Origin of the sequence: Shewanella loihica PV-4 (assembly GCF_000016065.1) — a bacterium.
GTDB classification, from domain to species: domain Bacteria; phylum Pseudomonadota; class Gammaproteobacteria; order Enterobacterales; family Shewanellaceae; genus Shewanella; species Shewanella loihica.
Map to the genome: position 1 here is coordinate 1,377,535 of NC_009092.1, position 25,277 is coordinate 1,402,811.

Here is a 25,277-nt window from a genome sequence, read left to right on the forward strand (position 1 = left end):
CTAATTTCATGTCGCAAATGCTGGGATTGTGATCGAATGCACTGTAGAATACCGCGCAACCCTACCTTATAAGACTTTCACAGCTGGAGTGACCAATGCTGAAAAAAGAGATGAACATCGCTGACTTTGATCCGCAACTGTTTCAAGCGATCCAGGAAGAGACTCGTCGTCAAGAAGAGCACATCGAGCTAATCGCCTCGGAGAACTACACCTCTCCTCGCGTGATGGAGGCTCAAGGTTCTCAGCTGACGAACAAGTACGCCGAAGGCTATCCTGGCAAGCGTTACTACGGTGGTTGTGAACATGTCGACATCGTTGAGAACCTGGCCATCGAACGCGCCAAGGAACTTTTCGGTGCGACCTATGCTAACGTTCAGCCTCACTCCGGCTCACAGGCTAACAGCGCAGTCTACATGGCGCTACTGCAACCAGGCGATACCGTTCTGGGTATGAACCTGGCTCACGGCGGTCACCTGACGCACGGCTCTCCAGTAAACTTCTCTGGCAAGCTATACAACATAGTTCCTTACGGCATCGACGAGTCTGGCAAGATCGACTACGACGAGATGGAGCGTCTGGCCGTTGAGCACAAGCCTAAGATGATGATCGGTGGTTTCTCTGCCTATTCTGGTATCGTCGACTGGGCGCGCATGCGTGAAATCGCCGACAAGATTGGCGCTTACCTGTTTGTCGACATGGCGCACGTTGCAGGCCTTATCGCAGCCGGTGTCTATCCAAACCCTGTGCCACACGCACACGTGGTAACTTCTACTACTCACAAGACCCTAGCCGGTCCTCGCGGCGGTATTATTCTGTCTGCGGCGAACGATGAAGACTTGTACAAGAAGCTGAACTCTGCGGTATTCCCAGGTGGTCAGGGTGGCCCATTGATGCACGTTATCGCGGGTAAGGCGGTAGCCTTCAAGGAAGCGCTGTCTCCTGAGTTCAAGGAATATCAACAGCAGGTAGTAGTTAACGCTAAGGCGATGGCTAACACCTTCATCGAGCGTGGTTTTGATGTGGTTTCTGGCGGCACCGAAAACCACCTGTTCCTGCTGGACCTGATCGCTAAAGATATTACAGGTAAAGATGCCGATGCGGCGCTGGGCCGTGCCAACATCACGGTAAACAAGAACTCAGTACCTAACGACCCACGTTCACCTTTCGTGACCTCGGGCCTGCGTATCGGTTCGCCAGCCATCACACGTCGTGGCTTCAAAGAAGCCGAAGCGGTTGAGCTGACCAACTGGATCTGTGATGTGTTAGATGACATCAACAACGAAGCCACTATCGAGCGCGTGAAGAACCAGGTGCTTGAATTGTGCGCTAAGTTCCCTGTTTACGGTTAACCTTAAGGGGTAAATCGGGTAAACTCCGATGGCCGCTACTGATTTAATATTGGTAGCGGCCATTTTTGTATCTATTTCAAGGGAAAGCTCCCCAAGATACCGATTAGCATTTGCTGGAGGCTCAATGCATTGTCCGTTTTGCAGCGCAACCGACACTAAGGTGATCGATTCTCGTCTGGTGGCCGATGGTCATCAAGTACGTCGTCGCCGCGAGTGTCTACTTTGCCACGAGAGATTTACCACCTTCGAAGGCGCCGAACTGGTGATGCCGCGTGTGGTTAAACAAGATGGTAGCCGCCAACCCTTCGACGAAGACAAGCTGCGCGGCGGCATGCTGAGGGCGGTAGAGAAACGCCCCGTGTCGATGGACGAGATAGAGCAGGCGCTAAGCAAGATAAAATCGACCCTGAGAGCCACGGGCGAGCGTGAAGTGACCTCTAAGATGATAGGTAACCTGATGATGGATCACTTGGTCAATCTCGACAAGGTGGCCTATATCCGTTTCGCCTCTGTGTACCGCGCCTTCGAAGATGTCTCCGAGTTCGGCGAGGCGATTGCCAAATTGCAAAACGATAAGAGCAAGTCGGGTAAGTCGTAATCGATGCGTATCTGGGCTTCCCCAATTATTCTCAAGAGATGGCGATGAGCATGGCCTGGTCCAAATTTGATTCCCAGATGATGGCGCGTGCCATTAAGTTGGCCCGCAAGGGGCAATACACCACCAGTCCCAACCCTAATGTCGGCTGCGTAATAGTCCAAGGGGAGACCCTGGTGGGTGAAGGATTTCATATCGCCGCCGGCGGCCCCCACGCCGAGGTGCACGCGCTGCGTATGGCTGGCGATAAGGCCAAAGGCGCCACCGCCTATGTAACCTTAGAGCCCTGTAGCCATTATGGCCGAACGCCGCCCTGCGCCGAGGCGCTGATCAAAGCTGAGGTTTCCCGCGTGGTGGTGGCGGTGACCGACCCTAATCCTCAGGTATCTGGCCGTGGCATCAAGATGCTCCAAGATGCAGGCATTCTCGTCGAGGTGGGTCTGCACCAGGAAGAGGCCGCAGCACTCAACCCAGGCTTCATGAAGCGGATGCGCAGCGGCCTGCCTTGGGTCGGCATCAAGCTTGCGACCAGCCTGGATGGTAAGACGGCGCTCTCTAACGGCGTCTCTAAGTGGATCACAGGGCCAGAGGCGCGCCGTGACGTGCAGCGTATGCGCGCCCGTTTCGATGCCGTCGTGACCGGCATAGAGACGGTACTGGCCGACGACCCTAGCCTGAATGTACGTCATCTGGAGCTTGGCAGCCTGTCCGAGCAGTTAACCGAGGCCGACATTCGTCAGCCACTTCGCGTGGTGCTCGACTCCCGCGCGCGCCTAGGTGCCAAGGCAAAACTGTTTGAGACACAATCCCCCGTGCTGCTGGTGAGCTGTCAGCCCTATCCCGAGGCCGTGGCGAGCGCCTGGCCCGAGCAGGTGAGTCAGTTGCAACTGCCAAGCGACAATGGGCAGGTGCCGCTAAAGGCGCTGCTGGAACATCTGGGATCTCAGCTTAACAGCGTGATGGTCGAGGCTGGGGCGACCCTGGCCGGCGCCTTCATGGCGCAGGGGCTGGCGGACGAGCTGGTGCTGTATCAGGCGCCGAAAATCTTAGGCGGCCATGGCCGTAACCTGCTGGCACTGCCGGACTATACTGAGATGACGCAGCTGCCTGCGCTCAAGCTTTGCGACGAGCGTGCGATCGGGGCCGACAGACGCCTCACCTTTCAATTGAGTCACAATCATTTACCGAGCGATAAAGAGTAGTTAGTCATGTTTACTGGGATCATCGAGGCTGTTGGCAGCCTGAGAAAAATTGAGCGTCGCGGCGATGATATTCGCCTGACGGTGGCTAGCGGCAAGCTGGACTTAAGTGACGTCAAACTCGGTGACAGTATCGCCACCAATGGCGTGTGTCTGACCGTGGTCGAGCAGATGGCCGACGGCTATGTGGCCGATATCTCAGCCGAGACCGTGGCCCTTACCGGCTTTGCCCATTATCAGGTGGGACAGAAAGTCAACCTGGAAAAGGCGGTGACGCCGACGACCCGCCTCGGCGGTCATATGGTGAGCGGTCACGTCGATGGCGTGGCTAGCGTGGATGACAGACAGTATCGCGGCAAGGCGATCGAATTCTGGCTGACGCCGCCCAAGGGGCTGGCGCGCTATATCGCCCACAAAGGCTCTATCACCATAGATGGTGTCAGCTTGACGGTGAACGAGGTGGACGGCGAGCGTTTTCGTCTGACCATAGTGCCCCATACCGCCAGCGAAACCACGCTTATCGATTTGAAGGCGGGCGACAGGGTCAATATCGAGGTGGATCTGATCGCCCGGCACCTGGAGCGCCTACTGAGTTTTCAGGCGGCAGAGGAAAATCCAGCCAAAGGCTCAGAGGTCACCATGGATCTGTTAGCTCGCTCCGGCTTTTTAAGATAGACGCTGGCAATCCCAGCCAATAGCAGATTAAATAACTCTTACTATAAGAATATTTCAAGGTCTAATAAATCAAGGTCTAACAATGGCACTACACAGCATAGAAGCGATTATCGAAGATATCCGTCTGGGTAAGATGGTTATCTTGATGGATGACGAAGACAGAGAGAATGAAGGCGACCTGATCATGGCCGCTAACCTAGTGACGCCCGAGGCGATCAACTTCATGGCCACCTATGGCCGTGGCCTCATCTGTCAGACCATGACCAAGGCGCGCTGCGAGCAGCTCAACCTGCCGCTGATGGTGAGCAACAACAATGCCCAGTTCTCCACCAACTTCACCGTGTCTATCGAGGCGGCCGAAGGGGTGACCACTGGTATCTCGGCCTATGACAGAGCCGTTACCGTACAGGCCGCCGTGGCCCGTGACGCCAAGCCGTCGGATATCGTGCAGCCAGGTCACATCTTCCCACTGATGGCCCAAGAGGGCGGGGTGCTGATCCGCGCCGGTCATACCGAGGCGGGTTGCGACCTGGCCCGTCTGGCAGGCCATGAGCCGTCGGCGGTGATTGTCGAGATCCTCAACGAAGATGGCACCATGGCGCGTCGTCCAGATCTTGAGGTGTTTGCCGAGAAGCATGGCCTCAAGATAGGCACCATCGCCGATCTCATCGAATACCGTAACACCAAGGAAACGACAGTGGTGCGCGAGGCCAAGTGCAAGCTGCCGACCCGTTTCGGCGAGTTCAACATGATCACCTACCGCGACACCATAGATAACCAATTGCATTATGTGCTGGTGAAGGGTGAAGTTCAGGCTAACGCTATGGTGCGTGTGCACCTGCAAAACACCTTCAATGATCTGCTGCACTCTGAGCGCGATGAGAAGCGTAGCTGGCCGCTGGAAAAAGCCATGGCGCGTATCGCCGATGAAGGCGGCGTCTTGGTGGTGCTGGGTCATCAGCAGAGCAACGAAGAGTTGGTGGCCAAGGTGAAGGCCTTCGAGGCGGAAGACAAGGGGGAAGTCGGCGCACCGGCGCAGTGGCAAGGCACCTCACGTCAGGTGGGTGTGGGCTCGCAGATCCTGGCCGATGTGGGCGTGACCAGCATGCGTCTGCTCAGCTCGCCTAAACGTTACCATTCGCTGTCGGGTTTCGGCTTGGAAGTAACTGAATACATTGCAGAATAAGTTAGTCTGCTTGTAATTCATCGAATTGAGTTAAATTGCATGGGGATCAACGCGGTGGGCTGTGGTATCATACCGCCTCTTTTTTCCCGTGCCGGGTTTGTTAAGCTAATTTAGGTAAGATAAATGAACGTAGTTCAAGGTAATATCGAGTCGAAAAACGCCAAAGTGGCCATAGTGGTTTCACGTTTTAACAGCTTCGTGGTTGAAAGTCTGCTAGAAGGCGCGGTGGATACATTGAAGCGCTTCGGTCAGGTCGCCGACGACAACATTACCGTTGTCCGCGTACCGGGTGCCGTAGAGCTGCCACTGGCAGCCCGTCGTGTGGCGGCAAGTGGTAAATTTGACGGCATCATAGCGTTGGGCGCCGTGATCCGTGGTGGTACGCCACACTTTGATTTTGTTGCAGGCGAGTGTAACAAGGGGCTGGCTCAAATAGCGCTTGAGTTCGACCTTCCTGTGTCATTCGGTGTATTGACCACAGATACCATTGAACAAGCTATCGAGCGTTCTGGTACTAAGGCGGGTAACAAGGGCGGCGAAGCGGCACTTGGTCTGCTAGAGATGGTCAATGTTCTGCAAGAACTAGAACAGCAGTTGTAAGATTAGGAACCAAGATGAAACCTTCAGAGCGCCGTAAAGCCCGTCGTCTAGCGGTACAAGCTATCTATTCATGGCAGCTAAGCGGCAATAATGTTGCCGACGTGGAGCATGAATTTCTCACCGAGCAGAAGATCGATGGCGTCGACGTTAGCTATTTCCGTGAATTGCTATCAGGCACCACGACCAAATCGGCTCAGTTGGATGAGTTGATTATGCCTCACCTCGAGCGCCCGTTCGATGAGGTTTCGCCTATCGAGAAGGCGGTGCTGCGCATCGCGACCTACGAGCTGACCTTCCGTAAGGATGTGCCTTACAAGGTAGCCATCAACGAGGCTATCGAGCTGGCCAAGGCCTTCGGGGCCGAAGATGGTCACAAGTTCGTTAACGGCATTCTCGACAAGATAGTCGCTAAAAAGTGATACAATTAACGGCGTCCCAGGATGCCGTTTTTTATATTCAGGTTTAGCCTCGACGTCGCCTTCGTTCGCTCGATGTTGTCTTCGCTTAAAAGTGTGCTAGCTGATTAACCCTTACTATGGTTCTTAAGACTGTGAAAGAGTTTAAATTAATCGATCATTTCTTTGCTAACCTTGGCCAGACCCGCCGCGATGTGCACCTGGGGATCGGCGACGACTGCGCCCTGGTCCAGCCCGCCGAGAACAAGGTGATTGCCATCTCCTGCGACACCCTGGTTGAAAATGTACACTTCTATGCCGACATGCCCGCCAAGGCACTGGGTTACAAGGCGCTGGCGGTTAACCTGTCGGATCTCGCCGCCATGGGCGCAGAGCCCGCCTGGATGACGCTTGCCCTTACCCTACCTGAGGTGGATGAGACCTGGCTGGAGGAGTTTAGTCAGGGACTGAATGAGGCGGCGCAGTATTACGGCGTTGCCCTGGTGGGCGGCGATACTACCCGCGGCCCCAAGTCGATCACCATCACCATCAATGGCCAAGTGCCAGAGGGCAAGGCCCATACAAGGGGCGGCGCCAAGAATGGCGACTGGATCTATGTGACCGGCTCCCTCGGTGATTCGGCCGTGGGGTTGGCGATTCTGGGTGATAAGCTCAATATCGACGGGGAGGCGAGGGAGTATTTTATTCAACGCCACTATTTCCCAACCCCAAGAGTGCTTGCGGGTCAGTCGCTTAGAGGATTGGCCTCGAGCGCCATCGATCTCTCCGATGGTTTTGTCTCGGATATCGGTCATATCCTCAAGCGCTCGGCGGTGGGTGCCGTGGTGGATGTGGATCGTCTGCCCCTGTCGGCTCAGATGCGTGAATCTTTGGCTGAGACCGAGGCGCTGGGTTATGCCCTAACGGGTGGTGAGGATTACGAGCTGCTGTTTACCGTCCCGGAGGCTCAACGTGGCGCGCTGGAGACGGCCCTGGCCCATGCCGGTGTGAGCTTTACACAGGTTGGTCAGATCGGCACTGGCGATAAGCTGCGCCTCATCAAGGATGGCGAGCCCTACACACCGACTCAATTTGGTTTCGAGCACTTTTAAACATGCAGTTATGGTCGACCGATCCGGTTCTTAAAAAGCTTTCTCTAGCAAACCCTGTTCATTTCCTGGCCCTGGGCTTTGGCGCAGGCCTCGCCGCTAAGGCGCCTGGCACCTTCGGCACCCTGGCGGCAATTCCCCTTTATCTACTCATGGCCGGGCTGCCCCTGGGCTGGTATCTGGGACTGACGCTCCTTAGCGTGCTTGCCGGTTTCTATATCTGCGACAAGGCCTCTAAGGATATGGGAGTACATGACCACGGTGCCATCGTCTGGGATGAGGTCGCGGGCCTGCTTATTACCCTTATTGCCGCACCAGCGGGTTGGCTCTGGGTGGCGGTTGGCTTCGGGCTATTTCGCTTCTTCGACATCCTCAAGCCCTGGCCCATCAAGGTACTGGATGCCAAGGTGCATGGCGGTATCGGCATCATGATAGATGACGTGCTCGCCGGTGTGTTTGCGTTTTTGTGCCTGCAGGGAATTGTCTACCTGGTTGGATAGTAATTGGCTTGTCCAATTGTCATAAAGTTCAAATTGAGTTCAAGTTAAGTTCAAAATTAGTTCAAATTAAGTCCCGAGTGTCGAAGGCCACTGCGCCAAGACAGTCAGGATTTTTGTTTTTAGCACAGCAGCAAAAATTTGATTTGTTGCTGCGCTGACTGCATGCTCAGTTTAACTTTTAGTTGCTTTCAGGCAGGAGGAGACAGGTTATGGATGATGAGAGCCTTAATCAAAACAGCTCGGACGTTGAGTATAGTGGCAGCTGTCTTTGTGGCGGCGTAGCTTTTAGCTTAGTGGGTCGTTTCGATGCTTTCTATTTGTGTCATTGTAACCGTTGTCAAAAGGGCACCGGTTCGCTGCATGGGGCCAACCTGTTTTCCAATCATTTGGCCCTTGACTGGCGGCGTGGCGAGGCCTTGCTGCAAACCTTTCAAGTAGCGAATACTCGGCACAAGCGATGTTTTTGCAAGGTGTGCGGCTCGCCTATGCCTTATCGGCTGGAGGCGTTAAATATGGTCGTGGTGCCTGCAGGCTGTCTGGATGTCGAGGTGCCCATTACGCCGATGGCAAAGCTGTTTATGGCAGATCGGGCGAATTGGGGGGAGGAGGTCCAATCTGTGCCGGGTTTCGATCGTCTACCGGAATAACATTTTAGCGCTAAAATTTTTTGGCGTTAGACATCCCCTGAAGCCGGTCAGGGGATGAGCTGTGATGAAGGAAAAAGAAACTGTAGGCTCGTTATTCTGGTGAGCTATCCCTAGGTTTTTCGTCATTGGCCTCAGTCACCATCCCTGCTGAGATGGCAGGAGCTGTTAAGCGGGTAACAAGCTCGGCGCGCAGCGATTCCACCTTGTTAGCCGTTGCCTGATAACTCTCGAATGAGGAGATGCCAGAGCAGAGGATAAATTTCCCCATGGGATTGTAGGCGTACTCTTGCAGGGTCGATAGCGAGAGATCGTTAGGGCACTGTTTGATGCTTGCCTTGCCGCTTAAGATATCCGCATAACGGTTAGCGGTATCCTGTTGCTGCAACAGCGGCATGAGCAGGGTTTCGATAACCTTAGTGGTAAAATCGGCCTTTTCACCCGCCTCAAAAGATTGTGTCATCTTAGTCAGGAAGTGCCACTCGCCACGTTTGGCTCGATCAAGGGCTAGCACGTCTCCTGGAATAGGGGCCAGCCAGAGGCTAGGTAAGCTAGTATCCTCATCCTCTGTGCGCATTTGACTGATGAGCAGCTCACCCAGTTTCATGTGTTGTTTGAGCGCCGAGATGGCTAGGAGTTTATTGCCCAGCATGTTGATCTGCATCGCGGTCTGCTGCCAGAACTGCATATCTTTGTTTATGGCGGTGATGAGGGAGGCTGAATCCGTGCCATTGATGTAGGCATCGACAAGAAACAGCTGCTGTGCGGCGATCAGATGTTGCATAGGTAGCAGATCGCTATACATGTTGAAGCGGGTATCATCCTGCCATTTGCCGAGGGAGAGCAGGGTGCTATAGCGCTCAATTAGCCAGGCAAAGTCATCGAGTGTGGCCTTAAGTGTCTCTGGCTCGGCGAATAGGGGAGCACACTCATCGAGATAGTCTTCTTGTTTGAGGCAAGTGGGAATACCCCATTCGGGGCGCTCGAATTTTTCATGTGCCGTCTGTGTTGGCCTTTGCATGGCTTCTAGTTGTCTGAGCGCCTGATAGCGTTCAAGTCCGAGAGCCATGGGGTCATTGTCTTTCGGCGCATCGAAACCCATGGCATAAAGATAGGGGTTGTTTTCCAGGTGCTGACTCAAGGCGGTCTCTTCGGCGTTCACCTGCTCAAGAAAGGCGCTGGCCTGCGCTGATGGCGCGCTATCTTGTAGATTAATTAGCAGCAAGATGAGATAGCCGCCGACGGGAATGAGTAGCAGGGTAAATAAAATCCATTTCAGGGCACGAAAAAAGTGTCGCATTTCAAATTCTTGTGGCTTTTAACTTAGTGTCGACGGCAAAGGCCTCAGTTTATCAGAGTCTCTTCGCTGTGCAACAGCGTTACATTGGCGGCGCAATAGGCTCGTCTCAGAGGTGCTTATGAAATGAAAAGCGCGGCTAAAATATTGCCGCGCTTGCTCTCGTTAATCTACTCAATGGCTGTCAATGTCAGGGCTCATCGGTCTAGCCTTGCAGTAACTCCTTGGCGTTGGCCAGAGTATTGTTGGTGATGACATCACCACCAAGTAGGCGCGCCAGCTCTTCGATACGCTGTCCCTTGTCCAGCGGCACCATGGAAGTCTCGGTTTGTCCTGCCTTGCTCTGCTTGTTGACGAACATATGCTGATGACCATTGCCGGCGACCTGAGGCAGGTGGGTCACACACAGCACCTGGGTGGACTCGCCCAGGGCGCGCAGCATCTTGCCCACCACGGCGGCGGTCGGGCCTGAGATCCCCACGTCGACCTCGTCGAAGATGAGGGTCGGGGTGGCGACCTTCTTGGCGGTGATCACCTGGATGCCCAGACCGATACGCGACAGCTCGCCGCCCGAAGCTACCTTGGCGATGGGTTGCAGCGGCTGACCCGGGTTGGTGGTCACCTGAAACTCCACAGTATCGCAGCCGTTGGGCGACATCATCTCGGGGTTGAACTGCACGTCGATGATAAACTTGCCCTTGGGCATGCTGAGCTCATGGATAGAGCGGGTAACCTGCTTGTCCAGCTCCTTGGCGTAACGCTGGCGGCTCTGGCTGAGCTTCTGGGCGTGGGCGATGAAGCTCTCGCGGCAACTCTCGAGCTGCTGGGCGATCTCATCGAGCTTCTCCTCATCCGAATCCAGCTCGCTCAGCTCCTGGCTTAGTGCCTGATGATGCTGATAGAGATCTTTGGCGTTCACATGGTGCTTACGTGCTAGCATCATGATCTTCGACAGGCGCTGCTCTAGGGCGGCAAAATGTTCCGGGTCCAGCTCCAACTTATCTAAGTAACGTTGTAGCTCACTGCTACTCTCCTGTACCTGGATCAGGGCATCGTTAAGCATGTTACCCACCCCTTTGAGTTCAGGATCGTAACCTTCGAGCTCTTGGGCCTGATCCAGACTCATGTTGAGCAGCGATTCTATGGCGCCCTCTTCATTATCCTGTAGAAGGTAGAGGGTGCGCTGGCAGGCTTGGATCAGGGCAGTGCCGTTGGCCAGTTTCTTATGCTCGGCCTCTATCTCATCGAACTCTTCTTCGCCCAGGGCGAATTCGTCGAGTTCTTCGACCTGATATTGCAGCAGCTGCTTGCGGGCGATGCGCTCATGTTGCGACTGCTGTAGCTGGCTCAGCTCCTTTTGGATCAGCTTAAAGCGCTGGTAGCTGGCGCTACAGGCCTCGAGCAACATCTTGTGGTTGGCATAGCTGTCGAGCAGAGTAAGTTGATGCTCACTCTTTAACATGGCGTGGTGGGCATGTTGGCCGTGAATGCCGATAAGTTGCTGGCCCAGGGCACGCATCTGGTTGAGGGGCACAGGGTTGCCGTTGATGTAGGCGCGTGAGCGACCGTCGCTGCCTATGGTGCGGCGTAGGATACATTCGTCGTCTAGCTCAAGGTCATTGTCTTCTAGCCAACGTTTGGCCAGCGGGATATCGTTGAGGGCGAAGCGGGCACTGACTTCGGCCTTACTGGCGCCCGGTCTGACGGTATTGGCATCGGCGCGATTGCCCAGGCATAAGCCTAAGGCATCGATGGCAATCGATTTTCCCGCGCCGGTTTCGCCTGTGATGCTGGTCATCCCAGACTTAAAGTCGAGTTCTAAAAAGCGGACAATGGCAAAGTTATTGATGCTGAGCTGACAAAGCATGATGACATCCTTTTACAAAGTACTGTATTCATGCACAGTATATACTGAATTTTTATACAGTAAATACCTGTGTGCTTTTTACCCATGAAAATAAGTTTTAGGCTCTGCAGTCCGACAAAACAAGCCTGTCCATTAAAACAAGCCTATCCGTTATAAAAAGCTTGCGGTGCCCGAGTCCAGCCAATGGTGCAGTAGCGGAATGGTGGCAAAGCTGATCACTATCCCCAGGCTGATGGTCTGGGCGCTACTGGTGGCACCTACGTTGAATCTGTGGGCCAATAGGTAGACGCTGGCGGCGGTAGGCAGGGCTGCTAGAATTACCCCCATCTGTAGCAGTTGTCCGCTAACCCCTAAGGCGCCCAGGAGCAGATAGGCCAGCAGGGGCTGTAGCAGTAGCTTACTCAGGTTAAGCATGGCCAGCTCGGCAAGGCGTGACTGAATGCCTGCGGCGTTTCTGCCTCCCTGGTTGGCCTTGCACAGCACCATGCCGATGGCGAACAGGGCGCAGGGGCTGGAAGTCATGCCAAATTGCCGGATGATCTCGGCGATGGGGCGGTACAGCTCTATATGAGCGGCAGATATCGCTACGCCGGCCAGGCTTCCCAGTATGATGGGGTTTTGAATGAGGGCGAAAAACACCGTCTTGAGTGCGCTGTCTGTCTGTCCCTGAAACAGCGCCATCTGGGCCAGCACTATGGCAAATACGGTTACCGATAAAAGGCTGGCTAAAGCGGCAGCGGCCAATGCTAGCTGATCCCCGGGAAACAGCATCATCATCAGCGGAATGCCGATGAAGGAGGTGTTACCAAAGGTGGTGTTGAGGGCGCGAATGGCCGCCAGGGGTTTATCCTTGGGCTGTAACCAGAGTGACAGCAGGCCGGTGAGCAGATAGATGAGGGTCATGGCCAGGCTGTAGCCGCCAATAAATCCCCAGTTGGCGATCTCTTCGATTGGGGTCTCTGCCAGCACTATCATCATGATCGCCGGAAAGGCGATGTAATAGACATACTGATTAAGGACGTTGTCGCTGCCCTCGGGCAGTAGCCGTGCCTTTTGCACGACAAAGCCGGTGACCATGATGCCAAACACGACAAAGAGTGGCGAGAGAGTGGTTAACATAGGGAGACGACTTCCTTGGCTTGGATCCGAGCGGTGATTTAACCGAATACGCCGTTAGGGTATCACTTTGCCCGCCGCGTCCCTATAACGCTAAAGTCTAATGCTTGGGGCCGGAGCGCCGATGGAGTGGCTTAGGTGGCGGCAATATCCCCAACTCCTGATAGAAATGGATCTGGCGCCTAAGCTCAAACAGGGAGCCGACGCGTCGCTGCTCCCCTATGGTGAGGCACCAGGTATTTGTTAACCCATCTGGGTTGGTGAGCACAAATCCCTGGTAGATAAGTTTGCGCATGGGTTAGGCGCCTACTGAGATCCCTATGTTAGAAACGCCTGCCTGCACTAACTCCTTGCGCAGCGCCTTGACGAAGTCGGCGGTGATCTTAGGGTTCTCTTCGATGATCTCCAGCAAGGATGCCTGAAGCGCTTTCTCTTCCTGCATCACCTCGTGATTGAAGATATGATCATCCAGTGCTTCTTCATCCATCTCTTCCTCGAGTGTGGCCTCGATATAGTTAGCCACTGTGGCGGAGGAGAGCTTGCTGATGTTGGTGATGTCGTCTTCCACCTTGCTCTGAATGGCGCTAAGCAGTGAGGTGAGGGCGACGGCGGCGTCCATGGCCGGGTAGACGCCGTAGACGTCGAAATCGCTCGGCTCGGGCGTGTTCAGATCCAGTCGCTCGAGGTAGAGATCGATATTCAGTTTAAGCTTCTGATCATACATGGATTGCCATAGCAGGTTGAGCACGGTATCGAGCACCTGTGGGTCGCCAAATTCGCAGACCTCGCTGAATAGCTGGTAGTTAGGGTACATGCGTTGGCAAAGGGCGATGGCGAACAGCTTCTTCTGTTCTGGTTCGAGGGCCTTGAGGCGCTTGAAAAACCCGGGTTTATTACTCATCGATCACATCCATAGATAACTGGGCTATTACTTGATTTGCGGCCGATTCTACCTTAGAAAGCTCGTCAAGTAACTCAAGTATTTCCGGCTCGACCAGATCGACACTGGCATTTTGCTTGAGTGACTGTTCAATCTCTCGACAGAGTCGCTGAGTGGTCGGCACGCCGCAGTAGCAGCTGGCGCCGTGGAGCTTGTGCACATGACTGACCATGGCCTGGCTGTCCTGACGCTCGAGGGCGCCCGAGATGTGCTCACGGGTCTCGGGCAGGGAGTCGACCAGCATCTGCAGCATCTCCAGCGCCAGACTGGTTTTCTGGTTGGCTTGGGTCAGGCAGAGATCCCAATTGAGGGTGTGCTGGTCGAAATGGGTAAACTGCGGCCGGGTCTTCCAGCGGCTGATCACACTCTTCAGCGCCGCCTCATCGATTGGCTTGGGCAGGTAACCATCCATGCCGCTCTGATCGATGCGCTCGCGCTCCTCGGCGATGGCGTGGGCGGTCACGGCGACAATCGGCGTATTGCGATTGAGTGAATGCTCACGTATCTGCTTGGTGGCGCTAAAGCCGTCGGTGCCCGGCATCTGAATATCCATGAAGATGAGATCGAAGCTCTTGGCCTTGGCGATCTCTACCGCCTCCTGGCCGTTGTCTGTGACCGTCACCTGAGTAACCAGCTCCTTGAGCAGCGTCTTAATCAGCTTGAGGTTGGCGGGGTTATCGTCCACCGCCAGCACGCTCATGGGTTCGCGCTCCTGGGTTTCTTTGACCGCTTCCTGGAAAGGCATGGCCTCATATTGGGCGCGGTGGGGATTAATCAGGGTCACGGCCAGGGCGCGCTCGCCCACCGGCGCCTGCATCACCTTGTCCACGTTGGGCTGGATCAGGCTCATCTTGGCGGCGCTGTCTGTGCTGCTACAGAGGTAAAGGGTGTAGTCGCTGATCTTGGCTATCTTATTGAGCACGTTTAACAGGTTAGGACTGCTGGCCAAATCGTTGCAGCTGATGATGGCGTAGTCGAAGTGGCGGCCTTCTTCGCCGGCCACCCGGGCCAGATCTTCGGCAGTGGTTATACTGATATTTTGCATGCCCCAGTGGCTAAGCAGGCTTTCATGGACCTTGCGTGATAGCTCCCGCGGCTCGAACAAGAGCACCGTCTTGTCGATGAGGTTGTCGGTTTCCAGCGGCTGGCTGATGGGGTAGGGACTCAGCTTGAGGGGCAGGGTGAACCAGAAGGTCGAGCCTTTACCCGGCGCCGAGATACAGCCAATCTGGCCGCCCATGCGGTTGATCAGACGCTTGGTGATGATAAGCCCGAGGCCAGTGCCGCCGAAGCGACGCGAGATAGAGGAGTCTGCCTGGCCGAAGGCCTGGAACAGCTGAGCCTGGTGGGGCTTGTCTATGCCTATGCCTGTGTCGGTGATCTCGCAGCGCACGTTGACCTTCTCGGCCTCTTCGCTGGTCAGGCGCATCTTGAGGTGCACGCTGCCGCTGTCGGTAAACTTGATGGCGTTGCCCACAAGGTTTGTGATCACCTGGCTGACCCGCAGGGCATCGCCTGAGACGTTGTCGTTGATGCTAGGCTCGATATCTACCACCAGCTCGAGATCTTTCTCCTTGGCGCTGTTGGCCAGCAGAGAGATGGTGTCGTCAATCACCTCACGCAGGGCAAAGGGCATGTTCTCCAGCTCCATCTTGCCCGCCTCCAGCTTAGAGAAGTCGAGGATGTCGTTGATGATCCCCAAGAGGTTGGTGGCGCTCTTCTCGATAGTCTTGATGTAGTCCTGCTGACTGGCGTGTAGCGGCGTCTTCAATAGCTGTTTGGCGAAGCCGATCACCCCGTTGAGCGGCGTGCGCAGCTCGTGGGACATGTTGGCCAAGAACTCTGACTTGATGCGGCTGGCCTCTAGGGCGCGCTTCTTGGCGAGATCCAGCTCGACGTTTTGGATCTCGATCTGCTCCAGGGTCTCGCGCAGATCTGAGGTGGCCTGATCGATATTCTGCTGCATCTCCTCATGGTATTCCGACAAGGAGCCCGCCATGGCGTTGATACCTCGCTTGAGCAGGTCTAGCTCACCAATCAGGTTACCGTCGACCCGGGTGTCCAGCTTGCCTTCGCGGATCTTGGCTACCACGCGCACCATCTCTGTGATGGGGTGGGTGACGTTTTTCACTAGGCGGAAGGTAAACAGTAGGTTCAGCTGCACCCCGATCAGGACAATAATGAAGGCGGCCACCGCGGCCCTGTGCTGCTCAAGCAGGGCGTTCTCCTTGTTGAGCAGCACGGCGATATAGCCGAGCTTGGCGGAGTTGACCTGCTGGGCCATGGAGTTGCTGTCGTAGGGGCTGACCACAAGTTCGCGCTGACTGGAGAAGATGGGGCTGCGCATGATGATGCTGTCGCCAAACTGCTCCACCTCTGTGTTCTGCAGCGAGTCGATGGGCTCGTTATAGCGCATAAACTCGTGGCTCTTATAGTGATGTGAGGTCACTATCACCCGGTTGTTGGTGTCGAAGATGGCAATAAACTGCACCAGGTTGGACTTATTGAGCTGCACCGAGGTGATCAGGCGTTTGGTGGTCTCGAAGTTTTTGGTTTCCAGGCCTATCTCGGCGGAGATGGCCAGCGGCTCGATGATATTGCCGCCTCGTTCGATTAAGCTTTCTTCCAGCTCATAGAAACGATTTATGGTAAAATAGCTGCCAAGTAAAATACCAACCAAAATAGTGGGCGCTAAGGCCAGCACGAGAACCCAGGCTCTCAGGCTGTATTTAGTCATATTGTCTGCACTATTCATTGAGTTGGTATTATTTATCTACGATGGATATAGGTTACATTAGACTGCCAGACTTTGTGCAGTCTTTACTAGTATTTTTATTGTTTTAGAGGCCTAAATGGCACAATTTTATAAAGCTAAACCCCGCAAGACACAACAAACCCAGGCTAAGCAAAGTTTCCATGTTAGCCAGTTGGATCATCTGGGGGCGGGGATAGCAGAACATCAGGGAAAAATCGTCTTTATTCCCGGCGCCCTGCCGGATGAAACGGTCACCGCGCAGATCGTCGAGCAGAAGAAGCGTCATGCCAAGGCCAAGCTGATTAAGGTAGAGAGCGCCAGCGCCGCGCGTATAGAAGCTAGCTGCCCTTACTATGGTCGCTGCGGCGGCTGTGACCTGCAGCATCTTGAGCTTTCTGCCCAGCGTGATGCCAAGCAGACGGCGCTGGAGAACCTGATCAACAAGATGGGCCGCACCCAGCCTCAGACCATGAGCGAGCCGCTAAGCGGCGAAGGCTGGCATTATCGTCGCCGCGCCCGACTGGCGACTCAGTACCTGCGTGATACAAAGCAGCTCAACCTGGGTTTTCGCGCCCTGGCCAGTAGCGAGGTGGTCAATATCGACGCCTGCCCTGTGTTGGCAAAATCATTGTCTGAGCTTATCGCGCCGTTGAATCAATGCCTCAATCGCCTCAGTGCCAAGCGTAGCCTTGGCCATGTGGAGCTGTTGTCGGTAGATTCTGGCCCATGCGTGGTGCTACGTATCACCAGTCCCCTGAACGACAAAGATAAGGCCCTGCTAGCTACATTTGGCGAGCAGCATAAGGTGAGGCTTGTCTTACTCGATGATGACAGCAAACTTGAGACCCTCTGGGGGGATGAGGGCCTGCCCTACTATACCCTGGAAGATGGCAGTTCGCTCGGTTTCTCGCCGGGCAACTTCATTCAGGTAAACGGCGAGATCAATCAGCAGATGGTGACTCAGGCGATCGACTGGCTACAGATTCAGCCGGGCGAGCGGGTGCTGGATCTCTTCTGCGGTGTAGGTAACTTTACCCTGCCGCTGGCCAAGGCGGGCGCCCAGGTAGTGGGCGTCGAAGGGGTCGATGCCATGGTGGCGCAGGCAAGAGTCAATGCGACCATGAGCGGCGTCGAGGGGGCCGAGTTCTATCACGGCGACCTGAGCGCAGATCTCTCCGCTGCCCCCTGGCTTGGCCGCATCGACAAGTTACTGCTGGATCCTGCCAGAGCCGGCGCCTATGAGAGTCTACAATGGTTAAAGAAGATGAAGCCCAAGGCGATTGTCTATATCTCCTGTAATCCTGTGAGTCTGGCCAGAGATTGTGAGCCGCTGCTGGCACAGGGTTATCAGCTTAGTCGCCTGGGACTCATCGATATGTTCCCTCAGACCCATCACATCGAGGCCATGGCCTTGTTTGAGTTGGAGAAATAGTTAGGCCGAGCGGCCAAATAGTCGCCGACTATCAATTGACATTGGCGGGGGAATCCCCAAGATAGTGAGTTTGGTATTGGCGATGTCAGCCAGCAAGGTTTGGATGACGTAACAGGTCGAGCAATATTTAGGGGCAAGCACTTAAGTTTAAGGACATGCAGTAGATGGTATCTGTTAGAGAAGCACATTTTAAAGACACAGATTTTCAATTGACCGAATGGGTTAATCGTTATCTGAGTGACGCCGATGACGCCAGCACCTTACTTGCGCTAATAAAGCAGGTCGAAGCCCTGGTGGCGAAACATGATGCTAACGATACCTTGCTGATCGGCCGCGCCCGCGAGCTGATTGAGATCCTCGCGCCGCTCAACATGGATATCGAGACCCTGCAGGCGGCGGTGATCTTCGTGGTTTTCGACGCTGGCCTCATGACTGAGGAGCAGATGCTGGAGCTGTTTGGCGACAAGCTCACCACGCTAGTGAACAGCGTGGTGACCATGGACGCCATTGGCGCCCTCAAGGTCAACGAACAGAGCCGTAACGCCGAGCCCCAGATAGATAACATACGTAAGATGCTGCTGGCCATGGTGGAAGATGTGCGCGCCGTTGTGATCAAGTTGGCCGAGCGTATCTGCCTGCTGCGGGAAGTGAAAAATGCCGACGAGGAAACTCGTGTGTTGCTGGCGCGGGAGATTGCCGACATCTATGCGCCGCTGGCCAACCGCCTGGGCATAGGCCAGCTCAAGTGGGAGCTGGAAGATATCTCCTTCCGTTATCTGCATCCTGATACCTATAAAGACATTGCCAAGCAGCTCGATGGCAAGCGGATGGATCGTGAGATCTACATAGAGAACTTCGTCAATCAGCTGCAGCAGCGACTGGACGAGGAGCAGATCCGCGCCAAGGTCTACGGCAGACCCAAACATATCTACAGCATCTGGAAGAAGATGCGCGGTAAAGATCTCACCTTCGATGAGCTGTTTGACGTGCGCGCCGTGCGTATCGTCACCGAGCGCTTACAAGATTGCTATGGGGCTTTAGGTGTGGTGCATACCCTTTGGCATCATATTCCCAAAGAGTTCGACGACTATGTCGCCAACCCTAAACCCAATGGCTATCAGTCGATTCACACCATAGTGGTGGGCCCAGAGGGTAAGACGGTGGAGATCCAGATCCGCACCGAACAGATGCATGAAGATGCCGAGCTGGGGGTGGCTGCCCATTGGAAGTATAAAGAGGGCACTACGGGTAAGCAGAGCGGCTACGAAGAGAAGATCAACTGGCTGCGTAAGATCCTGCAGTGGCAGGAAGATGTGGCCGAGAGTGGCAACTTGGTGGATGAGGTCCGCAGTCAGGTGTTTGAAGACAGAGCCTATGTCTTTACCCCGAATGGCGACGTGGTGGACTTACCCATGGGCTCCACCGTGCTGGATTTCGCCTACTATATTCACTCACAGGTAGGCCATAAGTGTATCGGCGCCAAGGTCGATGGCCGCATCGTGCCCTTCACCTACCAGGTGGAGACCGGCGAGCGGGTCGAGATCATCACCTCCAAGCATCCTAACCCTAAGCGGGATTGGCTCAATCCTAACCTGGGTTATATCAAGGCGTCGCGTACCCGCTCTAAGATCCAGCACTGGTTCAAGCAGCAAGACAGAGACAAGAATATCGTCGCCGGACGCGAGATGCTCGAGGCCGAGCTGGCACGTTCTGGATTGACCCTGAAAGATGCCCACAGCGCCGTGGAACGTTTCAACATGGTGGGGATGGATGACCTGCTGGCCGGTATCGGTGGTGGCGACGTTCGCCTCAACCAGGTGGTTAACCATGTGCAGAGCCGGATGCGGGTCAACGAGGTCTCCGAAGAGGAGGCGCTGGAAGATCTGCTGAAGAAGAACCAAGCGCGCGCCACAGGTAAGGGCAAGGGCCAGGTCGAGGTCAACGGTGTGGGCAACCTGCTCAGCCATATCGCCAAGTGTTGTCAGCCGGTGCCGGGCGATGAGATCTTTGGCTTCATCACCAAGGGCAGAGGGATCTCTGTGCACAGGGCCGACTGTGAGCAGGTTAAAGAACTGATGCGGGTGCACCCAGAGCGCAGCGTCGATGTGGTCTGGGGCGAGAACTACTCAGGCGGCTATAAACTTAAGCTCAAGGTGCTGGCTAACGATCGCAGCGGTCTGCTTAGGGATCTTACCTCTGTGCTGGCGGCGGAGAAATCCAACGTGCTGGCCATGAGCTCATCGTCGGATGTGAAGACCCAGACGGCGGCTATCGAGCTGGAGCTTGAGCTGTATAACCTGGAAGGTTTATCTCGGGTGATCGCCAAGCTGTCTCAGGTGGCCGGCGTCATCGAGGCGCGGCGTCTCTAACCGCGTTGTACGCCTGTCTATCGCAGCGCAGATAGAAAGCATAAAGTTCACAGATGATAAGAGTAAGAGGCGGCCCAGGCCGCCTTTTTGATGAGGTAAGCGATGCAGAGTAAATCAGATATCCAAAGACTGCTGACCATCATGGAGCGGCTCAGAGACCCACAGACGGGTTGCCCCTGGGACAAAGCCCAGAGCTATCAGACCATAGTGCCCTTCACCCTGGAAGAAGCCTTCGAGGTGGCCGACACCATCGAGCGCGGCGCCCTCGATGAACTCCCCGGTGAGCTTGGGGATCTGCTGTTTCAGGTGATCTTCTATTGTCAGCTGGGCAAGGAGCAGGGCAGGTTCGATTTCGACCAAGTGGTGGAGAAGATCTGCACTAAGCTCACCGAGCGTCATCCTCACGTGTTTGGCGAGATGACTCAGGCATCCAGCGAGTCGGTGCGTGAAACTTGGGAGAGCATCAAGGCCAAGGAGCGCAAAGGGCGCTCGCTACATTCGGTCCTCGATGATATTCCGCGCTCACTGCCGGCCCTGACCCGCGCCGCCAAGGTGCAGCGCCGAGTGGCGACCGTGGGTTTTGACTGGAATGACTTAGGGCCTGTGGTGGCCAAGATCCATGAGGAGATCGACGAGGTGATGGTGGAGGTTGCCGCCCAGGACAGAGACAAGATGGAAGATGAGCTGGGAGACCTGCTGTTTGCCGTGGTGAATCTGGCCAGACACCTCAAGCTGGACCCAGAGCAGGCGCTGCGCCGGGCGACCAATAAGTTCGAACATCGCTTTCGCGGCGTCGAGGCCTTAGCGGCCCAGTCGGGCAAAGCGATGCAGGAGCATAGCCTCACTGAACTGGACGCCTATTGGGAGCAAGTCAAGCGAAATGATCCCCTAAAAGGCTAAAATAGTTGCCGTTACCTATTTGTCGAATCCAAAGGGCTTTGATATAATAACGCCCCGTCCTAGTGCTTTCTTACAAGCACATATTTCCAACTCATTTTCTCAGGTTCAGCATGACTACAAGGTATATCTTCGTTACTGGTGGCGTGGTTTCATCACTAGGTAAAGGCATTGCAGCAGCATCATTGGCGGCAATTTTAGAGGCTCGGGGCCTTAACGTAACCATTATGAAGCTGGATCCTTATATTAACTTGGATCCGGGTACCATGAGCCCAACCCAGCACGGTGAAGTATTCGTCACCGAAGATGGCGCTGAAACTGACCTCGACCTGGGTCACTACGAACGTTTCATCCGTACCAAGATGAACCGTCGTAACAACTTCACTACGGGTCGTATCTATGAGGAAGTGCTGCGCAAAGAGCGTCGTGGCGACTACCTAGGGGCCACCATTCAGGTGATCCCACACATTACTAATGCGATTAAAGAGAAAGTGCTTGAGGGCGGAGAAGGGCACGACGTGGCGATCGTTGAGATCGGCGGTACCGTTGGTGATATCGAGTCATTGCCTTTCCTTGAGTCTATTCGTCAGTTGGGCGTAGAACTTGGCCGTGATCGTACCCTGTTTATGCATTTGACCCTGGTGCCTTTCCTGGGCGCGGCGGGCGAAGTGAAGACCAAGCCGACACAACACTCGGTGAAAGAGCTGCGTTCAATCGGTATCGCGCCAGACGTACTGGTTTGCCGTGGTGACCGTGCGATTCCGTCTAACGAGAAGGCGAAGATCTCGCTATTCTGTAACGTTGAAGAGCGCGCCGTGATCTCGCTGAAAGATGTCGATAGCATCTACAAGATCCCGGCACTGCTGAAGGCGCAAGGCCTAGACGATCTGGTCACCAAGCGTTTCGGCCTTGAGTGTAGAGAAGCCGATCTGTCTGAGTGGGAAAATGTTATCTATCAAGAAGCCAACCCAACCGGTGAAGTCACTATCGGTATGGTGGGCAAGTACACCGAACTGCCAGATGCATACAAGTCGGTGAACGAAGCGCTGAAGCATGCCGGCCTGTTTAACCGCGTGTCGGTCAACATCAAGTATATCGATTCACAAAACATCGAAGCCAAGGGCACAGAAGTGCTGGAAGGTCTTGACGGTATCCTGGTACCGGGCGGTTTCGGTGAGCGCGGCGTCGAAGGTAAGATCATGGCGGCCCAGTATGCCCGTGAGAACAACCTACCTTATTTCGGTATCTGTCTGGGTATGCAGGTTGCACTGATCGAGTTTGCGCGCCACGTGGCTGGTTTAGAAAATGCGCATTCAACAGAGTTCAACAAAGACACGCCGCATCCAGTTGTGGGCTTGATCACAGAATGGATTGACGAAAAAGGTAATATCGAGCAACGTCATGAAGAATCAGATCTCGGTGGCACCATGCGCCTAGGCGCGCAGCTGTGTCATCTGATCGAAGGTACTAAGGCGGCAGAAGCCTACAAGGGACTGACCTGTGTAGAGCGTCACCGTCACCGTTACGAAGTGAACAACACATACAGAGAACGTTTAGAGAAAGCCGGCTTGGTATTCAGCGGTCTGTCGACAGATCGTCAGCTGGTTGAAATGATTGAACTCCCTAACCACCCATGGTTCGTGGCGGGTCAGTTCCACCCTGAATTTACATCAACGCCTCGCGATGGTCAGCCATTGTTCCAAGGTTTCGTTGCTGCAGCCGTTGCGTACCAAAAACGCGATTTAGGCTAATCTTTATACAAGGGCCGCTTCCGACTCTCGGAGGCGGCTTTTTTGTTTCAGATGATGTAAATTTAGCGATAAGAATTTTAGTTTTGCATTAACTTTTAAACTTAAATCTTAAACTTAAAGTCGAGGAAATTATGGCTAAAATTATCAATGTCATTGGTCGCGAGATCATGGATTCACGCGGTAACCCAACGGTTGAAGCGGAAGTGCATCTAGATGGCGGTTTCGTAGGCATGGCAGCCGCTCCATCAGGCGCATCTACCGGTAGCCGCGAAGCACTAGAGCTGCGTGATGGTGACAAGAGCCGTTACATGGGTAAAGGCGTTTTGACCGCTGTTGCTAACATCAATGGTCAGATCCGTGATGCCCTAATGGGTAAAGATGCGACGGCGCAAGCCGAGCTGGATCAGATCATGATCGACCTAGATGGCACTGAAAACAAAGACAAGCTGGGCGCTAACGCTATCTTGGCCGTGTCTCTGGCTGCCGCTAAAGCCGCTGCTGCTTTCAAAGGCATGCCGCTGTACGCGCACATCGCCGAGCTAAACGGTACTCCTGGCCAGTACTCTATGCCTGTGCCTATGATGAACATCCTTAACGGTGGTGAGCACGCCGACAACAACGTTGATATCCAAGAGTTCATGGTTCAGCCTGTTGGTGCTAAGAGCTTCCGTGAAGCGCTACGCATGGGCGCAGAGATCTTCCACAACTTGAAGAAGGTGTTGCAAGAGAAGGGTCTTAACACTGCAGTGGGTGATGAAGGTGGTTTCGCACCAAACTTGGCCTCTAACGCCGATGCACTGGCGGTTATCAAGGTTGCGGTAGAAAAAGCCGGTTACAAGCTGGGTGAAGACGTGACACTGGCCCTTGACTGTGCAGCCTCTGAATTCTACAAAGACGGTCAATATGACTTGTCTGGCGAAGGCAAGGTATTTGACTCAAACGGTTTCTCTGACTTCCTGAAGTCTCTGACCGAAGAGTACCCAATCGTGTCTATCGAAGATGGCTTGGACGAGTCAGATTGGGATGGCTGGGCTTACCAGACTCAAATCCTGGGCGACAAGATCCAACTAGTAGGTGACGATCTGTTCGTAACCAACACTAAGATCCTCAGCCGCGGTATCGAGAACAAGATCGCTAACTCTATCCTGATCAAGTTCAACCAAATTGGTTCTCTGACCGAGACCCTGGCGGCTATCCGCATGGCGAAAGACGCCGGCTACACTGTCGTTATTTCTCACCGTAGCGGCGAGACAGAAGATGCGACCATCGCTGATCTGGCGGTAGCGACTGCGGCTGGTCAAATCAAGACGGGTTCTCTGTGCCGAAGTGACCGTGTTGCTAAGTACAACCAACTGCTACGTATCGAAGAGCAGTTAGGTGAAAAAGCACCTTACAAGGGTCGTAGCGAGATCAAAGGCCAAGCATAACTGAGTTTTTACGGTTAATTTGGTAAAAGGCCACCACTTGGTGGCCTTTTTTGTTGTAATATCAGTTCAGCCTTTTAACAGAGATAAAGCCCATTAAGGATGAAGCGTCTTCTTATCGCCATGTTTGTGCTGCTTGGTCTGCTCCAGTATCGACTCTGGTGGGGACAAAATAGCCTTCCCGAATCTTTTCAGCTGCAGGAACAGATCAAGTTGCAGCGTGAGAGTAACGCCAAACTCATCGAACGAAATCAGGTACTCAAAGAAGAGATTCTCGACCTTAGACGCGGTACCGAGGCGCTGGAAGAACGCGCCCGTAACGAGCTGGGGATGGTGAAACAGGGTGAGACCTTCTTTCGTGTAATGGGTGAGCCTCAGCGTAAAGCCGAGATCGGCGAGCAGTAGGCTCAGCCGGTTTCGCCTAAAAGTGACACGAGTTAACATCTATGATTAGTCGCATACAAGAGCTGGTTGCTATTGTGCCCGCCGCCGGGATCGGCGCGCGAATGGGCGCCGAGATCCCCAAGCAATATCTGATGTTAAATCATCAACCTATCCTGGCGCACACCCTAGATCGCCTGCTGGAACATCCACGCATCGACAAGGTGATTATTGCCCTAAGCCCTGAAGATTCCCACTTCGCCAAGCTGAGCCAGGCGAGCCATCCTAAATTGATGACAGTTATCGGCGGTAAAGAGCGCGCCGATTCTGTGCTAAGCGCCCTCAAGGTCGCATCTCAATCTGCCTGGGCGCTTGTGCATGACGCGGCCCGTCCCTGCTTAAGTGCGGCCGATATCGATAAGCTTATCGCCGCCTGTGAGACAGAAGAAGGCCATCAGCAGGGCGCTATCCTCGCCATGCCGGTACGCGACACCATGAAGCGTTCGGGCAAAGGCGGCGCGATACAAGAGACGGTATGCCGGGAGAATCTCTGGCACGCGCTCACCCCCCAGCTATTTCCCGTGATCAGTCTCAAGCAGAATCTAGCTGATGCCCTGGCGGCGCAGGTTGCCATTACCGATGAGGCCTCGGCGATGGAGTGGGCCGGTGGCCAGCCGCTGTTGGTAAGCGGACGATTTGACAACATCAAGGTGACCCATCCAGAGGATCTGCAACTGGCGGCGCTCTATCTGCAAGCGGCCGCCAGTGACCCCAATTCCAGTACAGGTGAATGACA

General features: G+C 54.6%; 23 protein-coding genes. 17 read left to right on the forward strand and 6 right to left on the reverse strand.

Going from position 1 to position 25,277, the window contains the following annotated elements; translation table 11 throughout:
• Window positions 1-95: 95 nt before the first annotated feature.
• The 10 genes from glyA (at window position 96) to SHEW_RS06140 (ending at window position 8,255) form a co-directional block, all read left to right on the forward strand.
• Window positions 96-1,349 carry a serine hydroxymethyltransferase gene (glyA, locus tag SHEW_RS06095; protein WP_011864987.1) on the forward strand — a complete coding sequence of 418 codons (1,254 nt, stop codon included), beginning with the start codon at window positions 96-98 and terminating at the stop codon, window positions 1,347-1,349.
• A gap of 124 nt (window positions 1,350-1,473) precedes the next feature.
• The gene (gene nrdR / locus SHEW_RS06100; protein ID WP_011864988.1) at window positions 1,474-1,947 is read left to right on the forward strand and encodes a transcriptional regulator NrdR; all 474 of its coding nucleotides are present in this window, start codon (window positions 1,474-1,476) and stop codon (window positions 1,945-1,947) included.
• Window positions 1,948-1,985: 38 nt separating this feature from the next.
• Window positions 1,986-3,146: a bifunctional diaminohydroxyphosphoribosylaminopyrimidine deaminase/5-amino-6-(5-phosphoribosylamino)uracil reductase RibD gene (gene ribD / locus SHEW_RS06105; RefSeq protein ID WP_011864989.1), complete on the forward strand. Its 1,161-nt coding sequence runs from the start codon at window positions 1,986-1,988 to the stop codon at window positions 3,144-3,146.
• Between the two features lie 6 nt (window positions 3,147-3,152).
• Entirely contained in the window at window positions 3,153-3,818 is a 666-nt protein-coding gene (locus tag SHEW_RS06110) for a riboflavin synthase (RefSeq protein WP_011864990.1), read from the forward strand.
• Window positions 3,819-3,900: 82 nt separating this feature from the next.
• Complete coding sequence (gene ribBA, locus SHEW_RS06115; RefSeq protein ID WP_011864991.1) at window positions 3,901-5,004, forward strand: bifunctional 3,4-dihydroxy-2-butanone-4-phosphate synthase/GTP cyclohydrolase II; 1,104 nt, start codon at window positions 3,901-3,903, stop codon at window positions 5,002-5,004.
• Between the two features lie 123 nt (window positions 5,005-5,127).
• The gene (gene ribH, locus SHEW_RS06120) at window positions 5,128-5,604 is read left to right on the forward strand and encodes a 6,7-dimethyl-8-ribityllumazine synthase (protein WP_011864992.1); all 477 of its coding nucleotides are present in this window, start codon (window positions 5,128-5,130) and stop codon (window positions 5,602-5,604) included.
• A gap of 14 nt (window positions 5,605-5,618) precedes the next feature.
• Window positions 5,619-6,023: a transcription antitermination factor NusB gene (gene nusB, locus SHEW_RS06125; protein ID WP_011864993.1), complete on the forward strand. Its 405-nt coding sequence runs from the start codon at window positions 5,619-5,621 to the stop codon at window positions 6,021-6,023.
• 131 nt (window positions 6,024-6,154) lie between these two features.
• A complete protein-coding gene (gene thiL, locus SHEW_RS06130; protein ID WP_150099948.1) occupies window positions 6,155-7,111 on the forward strand; it encodes a thiamine-phosphate kinase in 957 nt (318 codons plus the stop codon).
• 2 nt (window positions 7,112-7,113) lie between these two features.
• Window positions 7,114-7,608 (forward strand): phosphatidylglycerophosphatase A family protein, encoded by a 495-nt coding sequence (locus tag SHEW_RS06135; RefSeq protein ID WP_011864995.1) that lies wholly within the window; start codon window positions 7,114-7,116, stop codon window positions 7,606-7,608.
• A 209-nt stretch (window positions 7,609-7,817) separates the two neighbouring features.
• Window positions 7,818-8,255 carry a GFA family protein gene (locus SHEW_RS06140; RefSeq protein WP_011864996.1) on the forward strand — a complete coding sequence of 146 codons (438 nt, stop codon included), beginning with the start codon at window positions 7,818-7,820 and terminating at the stop codon, window positions 8,253-8,255.
• A 91-nt stretch (window positions 8,256-8,346) separates the two neighbouring features.
• On the opposite strand, the gene SHEW_RS06145 is transcribed toward SHEW_RS06140, so the two are convergent.
• The 6 genes from SHEW_RS06145 to barA all read right to left on the reverse strand — a co-directional run bounded on the left by SHEW_RS06145 (window position 8,347) and on the right by barA (window position 16,209).
• Window positions 8,347-9,552, reverse strand: coding sequence for a hypothetical protein (locus tag SHEW_RS06145; RefSeq protein ID WP_011864997.1), 1,206 nt, complete (start codon window positions 9,550-9,552; stop codon window positions 8,347-8,349).
• Between the two features lie 202 nt (window positions 9,553-9,754).
• On the reverse strand, window positions 9,755-11,416 hold the full coding sequence (recN, locus tag SHEW_RS06150; RefSeq protein ID WP_011864998.1) for a DNA repair protein RecN: 1,662 nt from the start codon (window positions 11,414-11,416) through the stop codon (window positions 9,755-9,757).
• A 150-nt stretch (window positions 11,417-11,566) separates the two neighbouring features.
• Window positions 11,567-12,535: an AEC family transporter gene (locus SHEW_RS06155; protein WP_011864999.1), complete on the reverse strand. Its 969-nt coding sequence runs from the start codon at window positions 12,533-12,535 to the stop codon at window positions 11,567-11,569.
• Window positions 12,536-12,632: 97 nt separating this feature from the next.
• Window positions 12,633-12,827, reverse strand: coding sequence for a DUF3319 domain-containing protein (locus SHEW_RS20325; RefSeq protein ID WP_011865000.1), 195 nt, complete (start codon window positions 12,825-12,827; stop codon window positions 12,633-12,635).
• 3 nt (window positions 12,828-12,830) lie between these two features.
• Window positions 12,831-13,433, reverse strand: a complete 603-nt coding sequence (locus SHEW_RS06160; RefSeq protein WP_011865001.1) for a YjaG family protein — start codon at window positions 13,431-13,433, stop codon at window positions 12,831-12,833.
• Window positions 13,426-16,209 (reverse strand): two-component sensor histidine kinase BarA, encoded by a 2,784-nt coding sequence (gene barA, locus SHEW_RS06165; RefSeq protein WP_441295993.1) that lies wholly within the window; start codon window positions 16,207-16,209, stop codon window positions 13,426-13,428. Before barA ends, SHEW_RS06160 begins: the two co-directional genes overlap by 8 nt.
• Before the next feature lie 115 nt (window positions 16,210-16,324).
• Here barA and rlmD point away from each other — a divergent pair, with 115 nt between their 5' ends.
• From rlmD to ispD, 7 genes are all read left to right on the forward strand, one after another.
• A complete protein-coding gene (rlmD, locus tag SHEW_RS06170) occupies window positions 16,325-17,659 on the forward strand; it encodes a 23S rRNA (uracil(1939)-C(5))-methyltransferase RlmD (RefSeq protein WP_011865003.1) in 1,335 nt (444 codons plus the stop codon).
• Window positions 17,660-17,823: 164 nt separating this feature from the next.
• Window positions 17,824-20,028, forward strand: a complete 2,205-nt coding sequence (gene relA, locus SHEW_RS06175; protein WP_011865004.1) for a GTP diphosphokinase — start codon at window positions 17,824-17,826, stop codon at window positions 20,026-20,028.
• Between the two features lie 102 nt (window positions 20,029-20,130).
• Window positions 20,131-20,928 (forward strand): nucleoside triphosphate pyrophosphohydrolase, encoded by a 798-nt coding sequence (gene mazG / locus SHEW_RS06180; protein ID WP_011865005.1) that lies wholly within the window; start codon window positions 20,131-20,133, stop codon window positions 20,926-20,928.
• Window positions 20,929-21,038: 110 nt separating this feature from the next.
• Window positions 21,039-22,676 (forward strand): CTP synthase, encoded by a 1,638-nt coding sequence (gene pyrG / locus SHEW_RS06185; RefSeq protein WP_011865006.1) that lies wholly within the window; start codon window positions 21,039-21,041, stop codon window positions 22,674-22,676.
• 131 nt (window positions 22,677-22,807) lie between these two features.
• Entirely contained in the window at window positions 22,808-24,103 is a 1,296-nt protein-coding gene (gene eno / locus SHEW_RS06190) for a phosphopyruvate hydratase (RefSeq protein WP_011865007.1), read from the forward strand.
• A gap of 99 nt (window positions 24,104-24,202) precedes the next feature.
• Window positions 24,203-24,505, forward strand: coding sequence for a cell division protein FtsB (ftsB, locus tag SHEW_RS06195; RefSeq protein ID WP_011865008.1), 303 nt, complete (start codon window positions 24,203-24,205; stop codon window positions 24,503-24,505).
• Window positions 24,506-24,546: 41 nt separating this feature from the next.
• Window positions 24,547-25,275: a 2-C-methyl-D-erythritol 4-phosphate cytidylyltransferase gene (gene ispD / locus SHEW_RS06200; protein ID WP_011865009.1), complete on the forward strand. Its 729-nt coding sequence runs from the start codon at window positions 24,547-24,549 to the stop codon at window positions 25,273-25,275.
• Window positions 25,276-25,277 lie beyond the last annotated feature (2 nt).

Excerpts from the sequence above, each read along its gene's own strand:
- glyA (WP_011864987.1), top strand. The coding sequence starts at position 96 with ATGCTGAAAAAAGAGATGAACATCGCTGACTTTGATCCGCAACTGTTT.
- nrdR (WP_011864988.1), top strand. The coding sequence starts at position 1,474 with ATGCATTGTCCGTTTTGCAGCGCAACCGACACTAAGGTGATCGATTCT.
- ribD (WP_011864989.1), top strand. The coding sequence starts at position 1,986 with ATGGCGATGAGCATGGCCTGGTCCAAATTTGATTCCCAGATGATGGCG.
- SHEW_RS06110 (WP_011864990.1), top strand. The coding sequence starts at position 3,153 with ATGTTTACTGGGATCATCGAGGCTGTTGGCAGCCTGAGAAAAATTGAG.
- ribBA (WP_011864991.1), top strand. The coding sequence starts at position 3,901 with ATGGCACTACACAGCATAGAAGCGATTATCGAAGATATCCGTCTGGGT.
- ribH (WP_011864992.1), top strand. The coding sequence starts at position 5,128 with ATGAACGTAGTTCAAGGTAATATCGAGTCGAAAAACGCCAAAGTGGCC.
- nusB (WP_011864993.1), top strand. The coding sequence starts at position 5,619 with ATGAAACCTTCAGAGCGCCGTAAAGCCCGTCGTCTAGCGGTACAAGCT.
- SHEW_RS06135 (WP_011864995.1), top strand. The coding sequence starts at position 7,114 with ATGCAGTTATGGTCGACCGATCCGGTTCTTAAAAAGCTTTCTCTAGCA.
- SHEW_RS06140 (WP_011864996.1), top strand. The coding sequence starts at position 7,818 with ATGGATGATGAGAGCCTTAATCAAAACAGCTCGGACGTTGAGTATAGT.
- SHEW_RS06145 (WP_011864997.1), bottom strand. The coding sequence starts at position 9,552 with ATGCGACACTTTTTTCGTGCCCTGAAATGGATTTTATTTACCCTGCTA.
- recN (WP_011864998.1), bottom strand. The coding sequence starts at position 11,416 with ATGCTTTGTCAGCTCAGCATCAATAACTTTGCCATTGTCCGCTTTTTA.
- SHEW_RS06155 (WP_011864999.1), bottom strand. The coding sequence starts at position 12,535 with ATGTTAACCACTCTCTCGCCACTCTTTGTCGTGTTTGGCATCATGGTC.
- SHEW_RS20325 (WP_011865000.1), bottom strand. The coding sequence starts at position 12,827 with ATGCGCAAACTTATCTACCAGGGATTTGTGCTCACCAACCCAGATGGG.
- SHEW_RS06160 (WP_011865001.1), bottom strand. The coding sequence starts at position 13,433 with ATGAGTAATAAACCCGGGTTTTTCAAGCGCCTCAAGGCCCTCGAACCA.
- barA (WP_441295993.1), bottom strand. The coding sequence starts at position 16,209 with ATGACTAAATACAGCCTGAGAGCCTGGGTTCTCGTGCTGGCCTTAGCG.
- rlmD (WP_011865003.1), top strand. The coding sequence starts at position 16,325 with ATGGCACAATTTTATAAAGCTAAACCCCGCAAGACACAACAAACCCAG.
- relA (WP_011865004.1), top strand. The coding sequence starts at position 17,824 with ATGGTATCTGTTAGAGAAGCACATTTTAAAGACACAGATTTTCAATTG.
- mazG (WP_011865005.1), top strand. The coding sequence starts at position 20,131 with ATGCAGAGTAAATCAGATATCCAAAGACTGCTGACCATCATGGAGCGG.
- pyrG (WP_011865006.1), top strand. The coding sequence starts at position 21,039 with ATGACTACAAGGTATATCTTCGTTACTGGTGGCGTGGTTTCATCACTA.
- eno (WP_011865007.1), top strand. The coding sequence starts at position 22,808 with ATGGCTAAAATTATCAATGTCATTGGTCGCGAGATCATGGATTCACGC.
- ftsB (WP_011865008.1), top strand. The coding sequence starts at position 24,203 with ATGAAGCGTCTTCTTATCGCCATGTTTGTGCTGCTTGGTCTGCTCCAG.
- ispD (WP_011865009.1), top strand. The coding sequence starts at position 24,547 with ATGATTAGTCGCATACAAGAGCTGGTTGCTATTGTGCCCGCCGCCGGG.